Origin of the sequence: Oceanibium sediminis, assembly GCF_003265325.1 — a bacterium.
Taxonomy (GTDB): Bacteria; Pseudomonadota; Alphaproteobacteria; order Rhodobacterales; family Rhodobacteraceae; genus Halovulum; species Halovulum sediminis.
The window spans coordinates 174,630-191,810 of the sequence record NZ_QGNX01000004.1 but is presented as its reverse complement, the minus strand read 5'-3'; the positions used below and the strand labels follow the sequence as shown (position 1 = coordinate 191,810).

Below are 17,181 nucleotides of genomic sequence, written 5' to 3'. Positions count from 1 at the left end.
CGCAAGGCACCCGGCTTTCGTGTGCCGCAGCGACAGGAGCAGTGCCCCCATGGACAGAGATGGAAAATTCGCAGGTGACGACCCCATGGCCATCGTGCGCCGCTGGCTGGCCGAGGCCGAAGCCAGCGAGCCGAACGATCCCAACGCGATCGCGCTCTCGACCGTCGATTCGGACGGTCTGCCCAATGCGCGGATGGTCCTCCTGAAGGATATCGAGGACGACGCCTTCGTCTTTTACACCAACTACGGCAGCCAGAAGGCGCAGGAGTTGGAGCACGCGGGCAAGGTCGCCTTCGTGATGCACTGGAAGTCGCTGCGCCGCCAGGTGCGGGTGCGCGGCACCGTCACGCGCGAGGATGGAGAGAAGGCCGACGCCTACTACAAGTCACGCTCGCTGCCGTCGCGGCTGGGGGCTTGGGCGTCGCGCCAGTCCCAGCCCCTGACGTCCCGCAGCGCGCTGTTGGCGGAAGTGGCGAAGGTCACCGCCCGCGAAGGCATGAACCCCAAGCGCCCGCCGTACTGGGGCGGCTACCGGATCACCCCGGTGGAGATCGAGTTCTGGGCCGACGGCGCGGCGCGGCTGCATGACCGCTTCCGCTGGGTGCGCAGCGGGCAGGGGTGGGACATCACGCGCCTGCAGCCATGACACCTTGCGCTCAAGCCGGCGGGCTGCGCAGATAGATGCGCAACCATCGAAAGGACTGACATGGCTGAGCGCACGCTGCTGCTGACCGGGGCCAGTCGCGGGATCGGCCACGCGACGGTCAAACGGTTTTCCCGCGCGGGCTGGCGTGTCCTGACATGCTCACGCCACCCGTTCCCGGAAAACTGCCCCTGGGACGCGGGCGAGGAGGATCACATCCAGATCGACCTTGCCGACCCCAAGAATACGATCGAGGCGATCGAGGTGATCCGCGAACGCCTGAAGGGCGGCCGCCTCGAGGCGCTGGTCAACAACGCGGGCATTTCCCCCAAGGGTGAGGGCGGGGAGCGGCTGAACACCCTGACCACGGACCTGCGCACCTGGGGGCAGGTGTTTCACGTCAACTTCTTCGCCTCGGTCGTTCTGGCGCGCGGGCTGGTGGATGAACTTGCTGCCGCCGGCGGGGCGATCGTCAACGTCACCTCCATCGCGGGGTACCGCGTGCACCCCTATGCAGGGGCGGCTTATGCCACGTCGAAGGCGGCGCTCGCGGCGCTGACCCGCGAGATGGCCCATGACCTCGGCCCGAGGGGCATCCGGGTGAACGCCATTGCCCCGGGGGAGATCGAAACAGAGATACTTTCGCCGGGAACTGAGGCTTTGGCGCAACGCATTCCGCTGCGCCGCCTGGGCGACCCGGCAGAGGTGGCAGAGACGATTTATTTCCTCTGCACCGAAGGATCGGCCTATATTTCGGGTACAGAGATCGAAATCAACGGCGGGCAGCACATCTGAAAACCCGTAAGGGTTGTGTTGTCTTTTCGCCATACCGCCATAAGGTGTGCACCGACCACAGTTTCCACAAAATTGCCTTTGGCGCCCTATGCGTCTGTGTTTGTAATGTGTTAGGGTCCTTTTGTAGTCCTGCCGGGCTTGGAATATCAACTCGGCAGTTCTTGGGGGCGTTCCTCGTGTGTTTGAGGGGCGTGTGAGTGACAGCGGATCATGCGCAGGCTGCGGGGGCCTGCGTTGGAAAAGCAGTGTTTTGTGACGCACCATGAACTGTCTCAGGGTTGGTAGATGATTAAAGGTCATGTGAAGTGGTTTGACTCCACAAAGGGGTATGGGTTTGTCGTCGTTGACGACAATCTGGGAGATGTGCTGCTGCACGCGAACGTCCTGCGTAATTTCGGCCGCAGCTCTGTAGCTGAGGGTGTCGAGATCACGATGGACGTGCAGGGCACCGAGCGCGGTCGCCAGGCGACCGAGATCCACCAGATCGAAGCCACGATGGACGAACCAGTCGAAGTCGCGCCGGTAACGGCCGAGGTCGACACGGATGCGGGCCCGTTGGAACCGGCGCGCGTCAAGTGGTTCGACAAGGCCAAGGGCTTCGGCTTCGTGAACAGTTTCGGGGATCCCGACGATATCTTCGTCCACATGGAGGTGCTCAGGCTCTACGGCCTGGCGGACCTGCAACCGGGCGAGGCTGTCTGCGTTCGACACAAGGACGGGCCCCGCGGCAAGACCGCGGTGGAGATCCGTTCCTGGGATCACGCGAACCTGGTCATGCGGGGCGGCAAATCCGGTTGATGAAGGGTCTGCTCCTGGCCCTGGCCCTGGCCCTGGCCGTCAGCGTACAGGCGCAGGCGGCCTTTGCGGCGTGCTCCGAAGGGGCCGTTGACGTGCGCATGGGCGACACGAGTGTGCGCTTTGTCGTCGAAATCGCCGATACCGTCGATGAACGCGCGGTTGGCCTGATGAACCGGGAAAGCATGCCGCAGTTCGATGGCATGCTTTTCGTCTACGACAGCCCGCGCCCGGTCGCCTTCTGGATGAAGAATACGCTGATCCCGCTGGACATGCTGTTCGCGGATGCCAGCGGAACCGTGCAGCGGATCCATCAGAACGCGACGCCGCGCAGCCTGGAATCGATCCCCGGCGGCGACGACATCCAGTTCGTGCTGGAAATCAACGGCGGCCTGTCCGCCATGCTCGGACTCGCGCCGGGGGCCGAATTGCGTCACCCCGCGATCGGAGAGGGCGCCGCCTGGCCGTGTAGCTAAGGCGGCGTCGCGCCGGTGACCAGCCGGTTTCTGCGTTACCTTTGAAATCCCGCCTGCCGGCCCATGCGGTGGGCGGCGCTTCCTGACCCTTGGACCGCGCTCATGCCTGCATCGCCTTGCCCGGGTGCGGTTTGGGGCAACGCGTGCGGGGCAGGGCGGCTGGCGGGAAAATAGCTCTTTCCTCTGGGGGGCGGCTCGGCTATGTCGCAGGCGGATCGGGGCGTGGCGCAGCCTGGTAGCGCGTTCGTTTTGGGTACGAAAGGTCGTGAGTTCGAATCTCGCCGCCCCGACCATCTCCTATATGTTCGACAGGCAGGGCGTTGCCCCTTCGTGGTGCCGCTTGCCCTGCGGGCGCGGCAGCAGGTCTGCGTGCCGCTGGCTTGGCGACAATAGTCAAACAGCACCTACTGGGCGAGTTAGACTGCCTTCCGAAAAGGGAGACATTGGGGACGGCGCAGCCATCGGCTTTTCCCGAAGGCGGTGTCGCATGGCGGGTGTCCGGCATCGCCCCGCATGACGTGGCGCGGGGCGTAGCCCGCGCCTACTTCAGTTTCACCCCGTAGCGCTGCGCCGTCGTGTCGAACCAGCTAAGGCGCAGCTCGACCGGTTCGTTGCGCAGATCGAAGGCGCGCCGGCGGCTGAACAGCAGCGGCGTGCCGGGCGCGATGTCCAGCGCCTGCGCCAACGCGTCATCGGCGGAAACCGCGCTCAGCTGGTCGTCCGCCGTGACCACGGTGACCCCCGCCGTCGCCTGGTAGAAACCGTAAAGCGCATTGGGCAGCACGGTGTTCTCGCGCAGCTGCGTGAAGCGGCCGGGGTCGAGGTAGATCTGCTCGACGATCGCGGGCCGTCCGTTGATTGCGCGCACGCGATCGATCTTCCACAGCTTGCGCCGCCGCGTGCCCAGCAGCCGCGCCGCGCCGGACGGTGCCTCGGCCATGGTGATGGTGCAGCGTTCGGGAACCGGCCGCAGGGGCGTGCCGTCCTCCGCCTGCATGGGAAAGAAATGGAAGAGGGCCCGCGCCTCGGTGTGTTCGCGCACGTAGGTGCCGCGGCCCTGCTGACGCTCCACCAGGTTGGCGGCGGCCATCGAGTCGAGCGCCTTCCTGACGGTGCCCTGGCTGACGCCCAGCTCCGCGGCCAGCGCGAATTCCGAGGGCAGCGCGGTGCCCGCTTTCCATTCGCCATCGGCGATGCGCGCGACGAGCGCGTCGCGGACCTGAGCATAAAGGGGGCGGGCAAGTGGTTCCATGGGGTGCAAGGTATCACGCTTGCAAAATGAAGGGAAGTGTGATGTAAGATGTCTTATATAAGAATTTTCATTGTGTGAGTCGAAGGAGACCAACATGGCCGTGCCGCAACTGCTGGTGCATGACGAGAAGGACAACGTGGGTGTTGTCGTTGTTGAGGGGCTTTCAGCCGGAACGGATATGTTGTGCGTGATCACTCACGACAACAGCGATTTCCGCCTGACCGCGAAGGAGGATATCCCGATCGGGCACAAGGTCGCCCTGAAGGACATGAAGGCCGGCGACACCGTCTACAAGTACGGTGAGGATATCGGCAAGATGATCGCCGATGTCGCCAAGGGCCATCACGTTCATACCCAGAACTGCAAAACGAAGCGCTGGTAAGGAGTACCGATCGAAATGGCATATGATGCAAGCAATCTGACCGTACAAGCCTACCGCCGCGAAAATGGCCGGGTGGGTGTACGCAACCACGTCCTGATCCTGCCCGTCGACGACATTTCCAACGCCGCCTGCGAGGCGGTGGCGAACAACGTCAAGGGCACGCTGGCGATTCCGCACGCCTATGGCCGCCTGCAATTCGGCGAGGACCTGGAACTCCATTTCCGCACCATGATCGGCACCGGGGCCAACCCCAACGTGGCCGCCGTCGTGGTCATCGGGATCGAGCCGGGCTGGACCAAGATCATCGCCGACGGCATCCGCGAGACGGGCAAGCCCGTGGCGGAATTCTCCATCGAGCAGAACGGCGACTTCGAGACGATCCGTGCCGCTGGTTGGAAGGCTAAGGAATTCGTGCACTGGGCGACCGAGCTTCAGAAGGAAGAGTGCCCGCTGACCGATCTGTGGGTGTCCACCAAATGCGGTGAATCCGACACCACCACCGGCCTGTCGTCCTGCCCGACCGTGGGCAACATGTACGACAAGCTGATCCCGAACGGGCTGTATGGCTGCTTCGGTGAAACCTCGGAAATCACCGGGGCCGAGCATATCTGCGAAAAGCGCGCGGCGACGCCCGAAGCTGCAGAGGCGTTCAAGGCGCTGTTCAAGGCCTACTCCGAGGACGTGATCTTCGCGCACCAGACCGACGACCTGTCCGACAGCCAGCCGACCAAGGGCAACATCCTGGGCGGTCTGACCACGATCGAGGAAAAGGCGCTCGGCAACCTGGAAAAGATCGGGCGCGAGTGCACCTACATCGATGCAATGGGGCCGGCGGTTGCGCCGACGAAGGGGCCGGGGCTCTATTTCATGGATACGTCCTCGGCTGCGGCCGAATGCGTGACCCTGATGGCGGCTGCGGGCTACGTCATCCACACCTTCCCGACGGGGCAGGGCAACGTGGTGGGCAACCCGATCGTCCCGGTCATCAAGATCTCGGGCAACCCGCGCACCCTGCGCACCATGGCTGAGCATATCGACGTGGACGTGACCGGCGTGCTGACCCGCGAGATGACGATCGACCAGGCCGGCGACTCGCTGATCGACATGATCCGGCGCACCGCCAATGGCCGCCACACGGCGGCGGAGGCTCTCGGGCATCGCGAATTCTCGATGACGAAGCTTTACCGGTCGGCCTGATTGAGCGAACGTGAAGGGAAGGCCAGCGGCAGACCTGCCGCTGGCCCTCATATAAAAATATCAGGGAGGACTACCATGCGATTCACAAAACTTCTTTCGGCTGCCGCTGTGTCGCTTCTGGCCACGGGCGCGATGGCGCAGGACTGGCCCGCGGGGCCGGTCGACTATATCATTCCCTTCGGTCCCGGCGGGGAAAGCGACATCACCGCGCGCCTGCAACAGCCCTATTTCGCCGAGCAGACCGGTCAGCAGTTGGTGGTCCAGTACCAGCCCGGCGGCGGCGGCGCGGTCGGCTGGTCCCAGTTGAACACCATGTCGGATGACGGGTCCGTCATCATGGGCGTGAACCTGCCCCATATCGTGATCCAACCCCAGACCGGCGATGTCGGTTATCAGACCGACGACCTGGCCGTGGTGCACATGTTCCACTACACGCCGGACGCGATCCTGGTGAACGCCGACAGCGACTTCCAGACACTTGAAGACCTGGTCGCCTTCGCCAAGGAAAATCCCAAGCAGACGATCTTCTCCGGCTCGGGCAAGGGTTCGGCGAACCATCTCGCGCAGGTCAGCTTCGACGAGGCTGCGGGCATTGAGACCACTTATGTTCCCTTCCAGGGCACCGGGGCGGCCGTGACCGCGCTTCTGGGCAACCAGGTGACGGCCGAGTGGGGCTACACCACCGTGGCCGCCCAGCAGGGCGAGGCGGTTCGCATGCTCGCCGTCGCGATGGAAGAGCGTCACCCCGCGTTCCCCGATGTGCCGACCTTCCGCGAACTCGGCTATGACCTTGTCGGTGGCGCCTATCGCGGCGTCGCGGTGCCGAACAGCGCCTCGGATGAGGTGAAGCAGGCCGTCGCCGATGCGATTTCCGCCATCAACGCCGATGAAAGCTTCCGCAAGAAGATGATCGACGGTGGGTTCGCGATGCTGGACGTCGCCTACGGTCCGGACATGGACGCGTTCATGGCGGCCCGTAAGGAACTTTATACGAATGCGGCCAAATCGGCCGGCATCATCGAATAAGGGGCATGGCCGGCCCGGGGCGTTGCCCCAGGTCGGCCAGTCAATCACATGTTCGAGCATTTCCTCGCTGCACTCACACCGTTCAACCTGATGCTCGCCCTTGGTGGCGTCGTGGCGGGGACGGTCATAGGCTCCATTCCGGGACTGACGGCCACCATGGCGGTGGCGGTGCTGGTCCCCGTGACCTTCGCCATGACGCCCGACAGCGCACTGATCCTGCTGGGCGCGATCTATACCGGCGCGATCTACGGCGGGGCATATTCCGCGATCCTGCTGCGCACGCCGGGCACACCCTCGGCGATCGCCACGACCTTTGACGGTTATCCGATGGCCAAGCGTGGCGACGGAGACCTCGCCATAACGCTCGCCTGCCTGGCCAGCGTCGCTGGCGGGCTGGTTGGCGGGCTCGCGCTTCTGTTCCTGGCCCCGCCGCTGGCGAAAGCCGCGCTCGCTTTTGGCCCGGTGGAATATTTCTGGCTGGCTATCCTTGGCCTCAGCCTGATCTCGGCCCTGTCCGAGGGCGACTTCGTCAAGGGACTGCTGGGCGCGACGCTGGGCTTGCTGCTGTCGATGATCGGCCTGTCCGAAACCTCGGGCGAGGTGCGCTACACCTTCGGCTCGACCACGCTGCTGGGCGGGATCGAGGTCGTTTCGGCCCTGATCGGCCTTTACTGTATCCCGGTGCTGATCGACCTGGCCTCCAACCGGGGCCGCCACCTGGAGGAAGTGGGCGTAAAGCCGCGGGGGTTCCGCTTGGGCGAGGCGTGGATCGCGTTGATGCGCGAAAAGGTCAACCTGCTGCGCTCCTCCGTCATTGGCACGCTCGTTGGGGCGCTCCCCGGGGCGGGGGGCTCCATCGCGGGGCTGATTTCCTACTCCGAGGCGAAGCGCACCGGCCGCAGCGAGCCACCCTATGGCGAGGGCAACCCCGGCGGCGTGGTCGCCACCGAAAGCGCCAACAACGCCACCGTCGGCGGCGGCTTCATCCCGACGCTGGTGCTGGGCATTCCCGGCACCCCGCCCGATGCGGTGATCCTGGGCGCGCTGCTGGTGCAGGGCGTGCGCACCGGCCCGGCGCTGTTCGCGGATGGCGGCTCGACCGTCTATACCTTCATCTTCGGGCTGATCATCGCCACTGTCCTGATGCTGCCCGCCGGCCTGCTGATCGGGCGTTTCGCCTTCAACGCCATCGCGCGCGCACCGACGCCCGCGCTTGTGGCGGTGGTGGCCTTCATGACGGTGATCGGCTCCTTCTCCATCCGCAACAACGTGAACGACGTGATGATGATGGTGCTGCTCGGCGTACTCGGCTGGCTGGTGGCCAAGCGCGGCTTTGCCGTCTCGCCCATCGTGCTGGGCCTCATCCTCGGACAGATCGCCGAGCGGGGCTTCGTGCAGAGTTGGACCATCGGCTCCGCCATCGAGGACCTGCCGGGGCAGTTCTTCGGGCGGCCGCTGGCGATCGTGATCATCGGCATGACACTGGTCACCTTCCTCTATCCCTTCGTGCCGGGCGCCCGCGCCTGGCTGCGGGGCGAGCGCAAGATCCGCGGCGCGCGTGCATCCGGGGGGGCAATCACGGCGGATGCGGTGACCTTCGTCGCCTTCCTCGCGCTGTCCGCCGGGGCGTTCGTTTTTTCCGCGGACGTGAACCCCGAAGCGGCGGTCTTCCCGCGCACCATCGCCACGGCCATGGCGATATTCGCCGCACTGGGGCTGTTGCGCCTGGTGCTGTTCGGGCAGGTGATCGCCGCGCCGGTCAGGGGCTCGCACTGGCGAATCGTCATGCTGCCGCTGGTGCTGCTGGGCGCCGTGTTCATTATCAAGCCCCTGGGTTTCGGCGTGACCGGGATTCTGGCCTGTATCGCGCTGTCGCTGGTTGCGACGCACGAATGGAAGCACCCCGGCGGCATCGCGCTGCGGATCGGGGTTGTCGTGCTCGTGGCCCTCGCCGTGACATACGGGTTCCGCGACCTGCTGCTGGTGCCGCTGCCGCGTGGCGCTTTCTTCTAACCTGCCTTCGGAGGGCCCATGTCCGACCCTGTCCTGACCCTCGACGCGGCGACGCGTTTGATCGAGGATGCGCTGATCGCCTCCAACACCAGCGCCGCCAATGCCGCGAGCACCGCCGCCGCGCTGATCCGCGCCGAGGCGGACGGGCAGGGGGGCCACGGGCTCAGCCGCGTGCCGAGCTATGCGAGGCAGGCGGCGGTGGGCAAGATCGACGGCCACGCCACCCCCGTCCTGACCGAGGTGCGCCCGGGCGCGATCCGCATCGATGCGGCCAGCGGGTTCGCTTACCCGGCCTTCGACATGGCCTTTCCCGAACTGGTCACGCGGGCGCGGGCGAACGGGCTTGCCATCGCCGCGATCCATCGCTCACACCATTTCGGCGTGGCAGGGCATCACTGCGAAACCCTGGCCGAGCAGGGGATGGTCGCCTTCGTCTACGGCAACTCCCCCAAGGCGCTGGCGCCTTACGGTGCGTCGGTGCCGGTGCTCGGCACCAACCCCATCGCCTTCGCCGCGCCTGTGCCCGACCAGGCCCCGCTGGTGATCGACATGGCCGTGACCACCGTCGCGCGGGGCAAGATCCTGGCCGCGCGCAACGTCGGAGAGCCGATCCCCGAGGGCTGGGCCCTTGGCCCTGACGGTGCGCCGACGACGGATGCGACCGTCGCCCTCAAAGGCTCCATGGCGCCCATCGGCGGCGCGAAGGGCGCGGCGCTGGCGCTGATGGTCGAGGTGATGTCGGCCTGCCTTGCCGGGGCGGCCTTCGGGACCGAGGCGTCCTCCCTGTTCGAGCCGGAGGGGCCGCCGCCCGGCCTTGGGCAGACGATCCTCGCCATCGATCCCGGCGCGGTTTCGGGCGGGGCGTTCGCGGGGCGGATGCGGGACCTCGCCGCGATCTACGATGCGCTCGACGGGGCCCGCCTGCCGGGCAGCCGCCGCCTGGGCGCGCGCGCGCGTGCGGCACAGGACGGGGTGCGCGTGAAAGCCGCCCTCCTGGAACAGATCAGGGGGATCGCGGGCCAATGACCAAGCTTCGCAGCATCGGGGCCCATGAGGGGCAAAGCGTCGAGGAGGCGGTGCTCGACAGCGGTGCCGCCCGCATCTCAATCATGAACTACGGCGCGGTGATCCGTGACTGGCGCGTGCCCGCCGCCGGGCGCGAGGTGCCTTGCGTGCTCGGCTTCGATCGGTTCGCGCCGTACCCCGAACACTCCAAGTCCTTCGGCATCATCGCCGGGCGTGTCGCCAACCGCACCGCGCGCGGGCGCTTCACCCTGGATGGCGTGGACTATGAGCTGCCGGTCAACAACGGCCCCAACCACCTGCACGGCGGCCCGCAGGGCCTGGGCAAGCGGCTGTGGGAAATCGCCGGCGACGGGCCGAACGCGGTGATCCTGCATTACCACAGCCCCGATGGCGAAATGGGCTATCCCGGCGCGGTGGATTTCGAGGTGCGCTTCGCGCTGGACGGGACGAAGCTGACGATCGACATGTCCGGCCGCCCGGACCGTGCGACGCCGATCAACCTAGCGCAGCACAATTATTACAACCTCAACGGGCGGGGCGATATCCTGGACCACAGGCTCTGGATCGCGGCCGAGCACTACACCCCGGTGGATGAGACCCAGATCCCCACCGGCGCGATCGAGTCCGTGGCCGGCACGCAGCTGGACTTCCGCACCGAGTCGCGAATCGGAGAGGTGGACAAGGACCGTATCGGCGCCGACCATAACCTGATGCTCGACGCCGGGCGGGATTCGGAAGCCCCCGCCGCGACGCTGGCCTCGGACGAGACCGGGCTTTCCCTGACCCTCTGGAGCGATCAGCCCGCGATCCAGCTGTTCACCGCCGAGCCGATGCAAATCGCGGTGCCGGGCCATGACGGCGCCACCTACGGCCCCTTCGGCGGCGTCTGCCTTGAAGCGCAGCACGTGCCCGACAGTCTGAACCGCCCGGAATGGCCCAGCATCATCGCGACACCGGACCAGCCCTATCGCCAGATCCTGGGATTGCAGATCGCCTGAGGGGCGGCGCGATTCTGGCGTGGTGGCAGATTCTGCCACCAGATGCGGTGGCATCGTTGCGCATGTGCCATAGCCATAGTGGTCTGTGTGGGGCGAATGTTACAAAGAGGTAAATGCGCCACTCTGACGGTCTTGTCATAGCGCATTGAATTTCATAGACAATCGCCGGGCTGCCCAAGAGGCCCCCGTTCATAATTCTCACGGGTTTTTTCCGCGGCTGGCTGAGTGTTTTCCCGCAAATGCCCACGATATAGGGGTTAATCTCGGGTCAATAACTAAATGTGTCACTTTGGCTAAAAATTCCGTTGACCCTTAAGCCCCCCTACGTCAATTTGTGCAGGCACCGAGGGATAACCACTACATGTAGCGGTTAGGGCAGCCCACGGCACCATCCAACAAAAGGCTCGGCAATCGCCGCGGCCCGGTCGCAGGGTAGCCTGCGGCTGTACAGAAGTTACGTCTAATTCACGGGGCAGACGATGAAGATTGAACGCAAATTCACAACAGACAGCACCGAAGCCTACGGCGCCATCGAATGGCGCCGCGCCACGTCCGAGATTCGCAACCCGGACGGGTCCATTGTCTTCTCGCTGAAAGATATGGAAGTGCCGAGCAACTTCTCGCAGGTCGCCTCGGACGTCCTGGCGCAGAAGTACTTCCGCAAGGCCGGCGTTCCGGCCGCCACCAAGCGCGTGAAGGAAAAGGGTGTCCCCGAGTTCCTGCAGCGCTCCGTCCCCGATGAGGCGGCGCTGGCGAAACTGCCCGAGGAAGAGCGCTTCGTGGGCGAGTCGAGCGGCAAGCAGGTCTTCGACCGCCTGGCCGGCGCCTGGGCCTACTGGGGCTGGAAGGGCGGCTACTTCACCACGGAAGCCGACGCCAAGGCCTATTACGACGAAATGCGCTACATGCTCGCGACCCAGCGCGCGGCCCCGAACAGCCCGCAGTGGTTCAACACCGGCCTGCACTGGGCCTACGGCATCGACGGGCCGAGCCAGGGCCACTTCTACGTGGACTACAAGTCCGGCAAGCTGACGAAATCCACCAGTGCCTACGAGCACCCGCAGCCGCATGCCTGCTTCATCCAGTCCGTCTCGGACGACCTGGTGAACGACGGTGGCATCATGGACCTGTGGACCCGTGAGGCGCGCCTGTTCAAGTACGGCTCGGGCACCGGAACCAACTTCTCGTCCTTGCGCGGCTCGAACGAGCCGCTGGGCGGCGGCGGCAAGTCCTCGGGGCTGATGAGCTTCCTCAAGATCGGCGATCGTGCTGCTGGCGCGATCAAATCAGGCGGGACAACCCGTCGAGCAGCGAAGATGGTGATCTGCGATATGGATCACCCGGACATCGAAGAGTTCATCAACTGGAAAGTGATCGAGGAGCAGAAAGTCGCCTCGCTCGTCGCCGGTTCCAAGGCGCATGAATTGCGCCTGAACGAAATCTTCGGCGCCATCAAGTCCTGGGACGGAGCAGAGGCCGACGCTTTCGACCCCAAAAAGAACGCTGGGCTGAAAAAAGCGATCAAGACGGCAAAGTCCGCGATGATCCCCGAAACCTACGTCAAGCGTATCCTGCAGTATGCGGAGCAGGGCTTCACCTCGATCGAGTTCCCGACCTACGACACGGACTGGGACTCGGACGCCTACCTGACGGTATCGGGCCAGAACTCGAACAACTCCGTCCGCGTGACCGACGCCTTCCTGAAGGCCGTGCGCGAAGACGCGGATTGGGAACTGCTGCGCCGCACCGACGGCAAGGTCGCCCGCACCGTCAAGGCGAAGGACCTGTGGGAACAGATCGGCCACGCCGCCTGGGCCTGCGCCGATCCCGGCATCCAGTTCCATGACACCGTGAACGCCTGGCACACCTGCCCGGCGGATGGTGAGATCCGCGGCTCCAACCCGTGCTCGGAATACATGTTCCTGGACGATACGGCCTGTAACCTGGCCTCCATGAACCTGCTGACCTTCCTGAACGACGGCAAGTTCGACGCCGAGGGGTATGTCCACGCCACGCGGCTGTGGATGATCACCCTGGAAATCAGTGTGATGATGGCGCAGTTCCCGAGCCCCGCGATTGCCGAGCTGTCCTACAAGTTCCGCACCACCGGCCTTGGCTATGCCAACATTGGCGGGTTGCTGATGAACATGGGCTACGGCTATGACAGTGACGAGGGCCGCGCGCTTTGCGGGGCGCTGACCGCGATCATGACCGGCGTCTGCTACGCCACCTCGGCCGAGATGGCCAAGGAGCTGGGTCCGTTCCCGGGCTATGCGAAAAACGCCGAGCACATGCTGCGGGTGATGCGCAACCACCGCCGCGCCGCCTACGGCGAAGCCGCGGGCTACGAAGGGCTGGCCGTCAAGCCGGTGCCGCTGGATCACACCAACTGCCCCGACCAGAGCCTGGTCAACCTGAGCCACGCGGTCTGGGACGAAGCCCTGTCGCTGGGTGAGGCGCACGGCTATCGCAACGCGCAGGCCACGGTGATCGCGCCCACCGGCACCATCGGGCTGGTGATGGATTGCGACACCACCGGGATCGAGCCGGATTTCGCGCTGGTGAAGTTCAAGAAGCTGGCCGGTGGCGGCTACTTCAAGATAATCAACCAGTCGGTGCCCGCCGCGCTGGCCAACCTCGGCTACAGCAGCGCGCAGATCGAAGAGATCGTCGCCTATGCCGTGGGGCACGGCACGCTGGGCAATGCGCCGGACATCAACCCCACCTCGCTGATCGGTCACGGCTTCGGCCCGGACGAGATCGCCAAGGTGGAAAAGGCCCTGCCGACCGCCTTCGACATCCGCTTCGTGTTCAACCAGTGGACCTTGGGCGAGGAGTTTTGCACCCAGGTCCTGGGCATTCCGGCGGCCAAGCTGACGGATCCGGGCTTCGACCTGCTGCGTCACCTGGGCTATTCGCGGGCGCAGATCGAGGCGGCGAACAACCACGTTTGCGGCACGATGACGCTGGAAGGCGCGCCGTTCCTGAAGGAAGAGCACTACAAGGTCTTCGATTGCGCCAACCCCTGCGGCAAGATCGGCAAGCGCTACCTGTCGGTCGAGAGCCACATCCACATGATGGCGGCGGCGCAAAGCTTTATCTCGGGGGCGATCTCCAAGACGATCAACATGCCCAATGACGCGACGGTCGAGGATTGCAAGGCCGCCTACGAGCTGAGCTGGTCGCTGGGCACCAAGGCGAACGCGCTCTACCGCGACGGCTCCAAGCTGAGCCAGCCGCTGTCCGCCGCCCTGATCGACGAGGACGACGACGAGGACCTGGAGGAGCTGCTGGCCGAAGCCGGGCCCCAGCAGAAGGCGCAGATCGTGGCCGAGAAGATCATCGAGAAGGTGATCGTGAAGGAGCTGGTGCGCTCCAACCGCGAGAAGCTGCCCGAGCGGCGCAAGGGCTACACTCAGAAGGCCATCGTGGGCGGGCACAAGGTCTACCTGCGGACCGGCGAATACGCCGACGGCCAGCTGGGCGAGATCTTCATCGACATGCACAAGGAAGGCGCCGCTTTCCGTGCGATGATGAACAACTTCGCCATCGCGGTGTCCGTCGGGCTTCAGTACGGCGTGCCGCTGGAGGAGTTCGTGGAAGCCTTCACCTTCACCCGGTTCGAACCGGCAGGCATGGTGCAGGGCAACGACTCGATCAAGAACGCGACGTCGATCCTGGACTACATCTTCCGCGAACTGGCGGTCAGCTACCTCGACCGGACGGACCTGGCCCATGTGGCCCCCGAAGGCACCGGTTTCGACGAGCTGGGCCGGGGCGAGGAAGAGGGCAAGTCCAACATCGCCCCCGTGGATGCCGAGGTCAGCAAGGCCTCCATCGAGATGATCCGCCAGGTCAGCTCGACCGGCTACCTGCGCAAGCGTCTGCCCCAGGAGCTGATGGTGCTCCAGGGCGGCGCGGCGAGCGCGGCGCTTGCAACGGGCCTGTCGAGCGCGCCGGCCACAACCGTGGAGGTCCTGTCCGCAACCGGGCTGGACCAGCGGACCAAGGCGAAGATGCAGGGCTACGAGGGCGACCCCTGCGACGAATGCGGGAACTTCACGCTGGTGCGCAACGGCACCTGCATGAAGTGCAACACCTGCGGGGGTACGTCCGGGTGTAGCTAAGGGTTTTCCCCGCCCCGGGGGCGCCCAGGGTGGGGAGCAGCGTTCAGGCCGCAGGCAAAAAACCGAGCGGGACAACGAGAAGAGCCTGAAATGCGAAACTGGGGGATGGTGCGCCATCCCCCTTTTTTTGTGCGCTGCCGGAGGGGATTAGCGGAGCGCCTTGCGGCGCAATCCTTCTGGCACTGCGTGCGATTGGGGCGCTGCCCCAAACCCCGGGATATTTCGGGGACTTTGGAATTCTTCATGTTTAATTAACCTTGGGCGCGGCAGTCTGCGTGCATGTCAAATGTCCTTCGATTGCCGGATTTCATCGTTGTGGGGGCCATGAAGGCCGGCACGACGCGTTTGCATCACGTGCTGGCGGCGCATCCGGATATCGGGGTGCCGGCGATGAAGGAAACGGATTTCTTCGTGCCCGAGTTGAACCGGGGCCGGACCCTCGCGTGGTATGGCGCGCAGTTTCCCTCTGCGCCGGTGGTTGGAGAGGTGTCGCCGGCCTATGCCAAGGCGCGCCTGTATCCCGGTACCGCGGCGCGCATTCTGCGTTACGTCCCGCGGGTCAAGGTCATCTACCTGACCCGGGATCCGGTTGCCCGGGCCCTCTCGGAGTATCGTCACAAACGCGCGGCGGGCTATCTGCCCGAGCCGGAAGTGCGCGATCCGGAGGTTTTCGCCCGGCTCGTCGATGCCAGCCTGTATCACCGGCAGATCTCGCAATACCTGGAGGTGATGCCGCGCGAGCGGGTGCTGGTAATTGAGGCGGAACAGCTGGAAGCCGGGATCACACGCAGCCGCCTGGCGCGGTTCCTAGGCGTTGCGGATTGCTGGCCCACGCCCCGTGGCCATGGCAATGCGGGGGAGAATGTTGCGCAATTGCCCGGGTGGTACTGGCGCGCACGGGAGCTTTCCGCGGCGCGGGATCTGCGCGGGGCATTGCCCGAGCCGATCAAGGACCTGTTGCGCGGCGGCGCGCGCAAGCTCGGACGTGTGGCGCCGGGGCCTATCCCGGCGGACCTGGTCCCGCGTATTCGCGATGCGATTGCAGGGGACCAGGAGCGGTTTCGGGCTATGGATCTGTCGGAGCCGGTCGTGCCGCCAGCCCTCAGCGTCAATGCCTGAGCGTCAGATGTGTGCGCCTCGTGACAGAGCGGCGATGCCGGTGCGCCCGGCTTCGACCAGGCCGAGGGGGCGCATCAGCTCAATGAAGGTGTCGATTTTTTCCGGTGCGCCGGTGATTTCGAACACGAAGCTTTCCAGCGTGGTGTCCACCACGTTGGCGCGGAACACATCCGCGAGGCGCAGCGCCTCCACCCGGTGTTCGCCGGTGCCCGCGACCTTGACGAGGGCCAGTTCCCGTTCGACGCTGGGCCCTTCAACCGTCAGGTCGTGCACGGCGTATACCGGGACCATCCGCTCGAGCTGGGCCTTGATCTGCTCGATCACCGCCGGGGTTCCCGTCGTCACCACCGTGATGCGGGAGCGGTGGCCGGCGTGGTCCACCTCGGCCACGGTCAGGCTGTCGATGTTGTAGCCACGGCCTGAAAACAGGCCGATGACACGGGCCAGGACGCCCGCCTCGTTGTCGACGAGCACGGTGATCGTGTGGGTTTCCTGGTGATCCCCCTGGGGATTCTTCAGATCGTAGGCGCTTTTGCGGCTACTGCCTTTCTTGAGAGCGAGAGCGTTCATCGGTGTGCCTGCTGGTTCATTGGGTGAGAGGGGACGCGACGCCGGCCGATGCGCCCGTCGGGGCGGGGGCCAGGTAGCGCGCATGGAAGTCGGCGTATCGGGTCAGGAAGGCGGCGCTGTCCGCCGCGGGCATTTCGCTTCGGTGCCGGTCGCGCCGCGCGACATTGCGCTGGGTGAAGCGGTGGTTCAGAACCTCCTCGGCGATCCGCCCTGGATCGCCCGGAATGCCGAGGTGGGCGAGGATGTCGCCCGCCGCCGTAACTGTATCGAAGGCCAGCGTGTCGTACTGCAACACCCGCGCCTCCGGCAACGCGGCCCATTGGGACAGCGTGCGCAACTGGTCGTCGAGCCCTTGGAAGGTATCGGCGAGCGTCACGAATTCCGAGAAGGCGGGCTTGCCACGCGCCCGGCTGCGGCGGCCATTGTCCAGCATGGACAGGGCGATGTCGCGTGGATCGCGGACGACGACATGCAGCTTCGCGCGGCCTTGGGTGACCATCGCCACAAGGGCAGGGTCAGGGCGCGTATGGGTCTTGACCACGATCGGCCCGCCAAGGCGGGTCAGTTCGTCCCGGACCTGTTTGGCCTGGACCTCATCGACATGTTCGATGGCGTTGATCTTGTGGGAAACGACCAGCCCCGGCACGGTCAGCCGGGGCTGGGGAAAGCCCGCCTGTTCCAGCGCGACCGAGGTCAGCTGGAAGGCAAGCGTGGAGCCGCTCTTTGTCAGGCCGTAGCTGATAAAAAGGAACGGTTCCATTG

General features: G+C 65.3%; 15 protein-coding genes and 1 tRNA gene. 13 read left to right on the top strand and 3 right to left on the bottom strand.

Annotation, left to right across the window (positions count from 1 at the left end; translation table 11 throughout):
* The first annotated feature begins 49 nt into the window (after nt 1-49).
* The 5 genes from pdxH (at nt 50) to DJ029_RS12060 (ending at nt 3,002) form a co-directional block, all read left to right on the top strand.
* Nucleotides 50-646, top strand: coding sequence for a pyridoxamine 5'-phosphate oxidase (gene pdxH / locus DJ029_RS12080; protein WP_112322728.1), 597 nt, complete (start codon nt 50-52; stop codon nt 644-646).
* Nucleotides 647-706: 60 nt separating this feature from the next.
* Nucleotides 707-1,438 carry an SDR family NAD(P)-dependent oxidoreductase gene (locus DJ029_RS12075; protein WP_112322727.1) on the top strand — a complete coding sequence of 244 codons (732 nt, stop codon included), beginning with the start codon at nt 707-709 and terminating at the stop codon, nt 1,436-1,438.
* A 285-nt stretch (nt 1,439-1,723) separates the two neighbouring features.
* Complete coding sequence (locus DJ029_RS12070) at nt 1,724-2,236, top strand: cold-shock protein (protein WP_112322726.1); 513 nt, start codon at nt 1,724-1,726, stop codon at nt 2,234-2,236.
* Nucleotides 2,236-2,709, top strand: a complete 474-nt coding sequence (locus DJ029_RS12065) for a DUF192 domain-containing protein (RefSeq protein ID WP_112322725.1) — start codon at nt 2,236-2,238, stop codon at nt 2,707-2,709. Before DJ029_RS12070 ends, DJ029_RS12065 begins: the two co-directional genes overlap by 1 nt.
* Before the next feature lie 216 nt (nt 2,710-2,925).
* A tRNA-Pro gene (locus DJ029_RS12060) sits at nt 2,926-3,002 on the top strand.
* 248 nt (nt 3,003-3,250) lie between these two features.
* Here the strand turns inward: DJ029_RS12060 and DJ029_RS12055 are convergent.
* Complete coding sequence (locus DJ029_RS12055; protein ID WP_198671135.1) at nt 3,251-3,961, bottom strand: GntR family transcriptional regulator; 711 nt, start codon at nt 3,959-3,961, stop codon at nt 3,251-3,253.
* Nucleotides 3,962-4,055: 94 nt separating this feature from the next.
* Between DJ029_RS12055 and DJ029_RS12050 the strand changes: the two genes are divergently transcribed.
* The 8 genes from DJ029_RS12050 (at nt 4,056) to DJ029_RS12015 (ending at nt 15,849) form a co-directional block, all read left to right on the top strand.
* Complete coding sequence (locus DJ029_RS12050; RefSeq protein WP_112322723.1) at nt 4,056-4,343, top strand: UxaA family hydrolase; 288 nt, start codon at nt 4,056-4,058, stop codon at nt 4,341-4,343.
* Nucleotides 4,344-4,358: 15 nt separating this feature from the next.
* On the top strand, nt 4,359-5,540 hold the full coding sequence (locus tag DJ029_RS12045) for a UxaA family hydrolase (RefSeq protein WP_112322722.1): 1,182 nt from the start codon (nt 4,359-4,361) through the stop codon (nt 5,538-5,540).
* A 75-nt stretch (nt 5,541-5,615) separates the two neighbouring features.
* Nucleotides 5,616-6,566, top strand: a complete 951-nt coding sequence (locus DJ029_RS12040) for a Bug family tripartite tricarboxylate transporter substrate binding protein (protein WP_112322721.1) — start codon at nt 5,616-5,618, stop codon at nt 6,564-6,566.
* Between the two features lie 48 nt (nt 6,567-6,614).
* Nucleotides 6,615-8,579: a tripartite tricarboxylate transporter permease gene (locus tag DJ029_RS12035; RefSeq protein ID WP_112322720.1), complete on the top strand. Its 1,965-nt coding sequence runs from the start codon at nt 6,615-6,617 to the stop codon at nt 8,577-8,579.
* Between the two features lie 18 nt (nt 8,580-8,597).
* Complete coding sequence (locus DJ029_RS12030) at nt 8,598-9,605, top strand: Ldh family oxidoreductase (protein ID WP_112322719.1); 1,008 nt, start codon at nt 8,598-8,600, stop codon at nt 9,603-9,605.
* A complete protein-coding gene (locus DJ029_RS12025; RefSeq protein ID WP_112322718.1) occupies nt 9,602-10,603 on the top strand; it encodes an aldose epimerase family protein in 1,002 nt (333 codons plus the stop codon). The genes DJ029_RS12030 and DJ029_RS12025 overlap by 4 nt, the downstream gene beginning before the upstream one ends.
* Nucleotides 10,604-11,082: 479 nt before the next feature.
* Complete coding sequence (locus DJ029_RS12020) at nt 11,083-14,730, top strand: vitamin B12-dependent ribonucleotide reductase (protein WP_112322717.1); 3,648 nt, start codon at nt 11,083-11,085, stop codon at nt 14,728-14,730.
* Between the two features lie 279 nt (nt 14,731-15,009).
* Complete coding sequence (locus tag DJ029_RS12015; RefSeq protein ID WP_112322716.1) at nt 15,010-15,849, top strand: sulfotransferase domain-containing protein; 840 nt, start codon at nt 15,010-15,012, stop codon at nt 15,847-15,849.
* 3 nt (nt 15,850-15,852) lie between these two features.
* Here the strand turns inward: DJ029_RS12015 and ilvN are convergent, their stop codons facing one another.
* Both ilvN and DJ029_RS12005 read right to left on the bottom strand, forming a co-directional pair.
* A complete protein-coding gene (gene ilvN / locus DJ029_RS12010; RefSeq protein ID WP_112322715.1) occupies nt 15,853-16,419 on the bottom strand; it encodes an acetolactate synthase small subunit in 567 nt (188 codons plus the stop codon).
* Between the two features lie 16 nt (nt 16,420-16,435).
* Complete coding sequence (locus DJ029_RS12005; protein ID WP_112322714.1) at nt 16,436-17,179, bottom strand: sulfotransferase domain-containing protein; 744 nt, start codon at nt 17,177-17,179, stop codon at nt 16,436-16,438.
* Between the last annotated feature and the right edge of the window lie 2 nt (nt 17,180-17,181).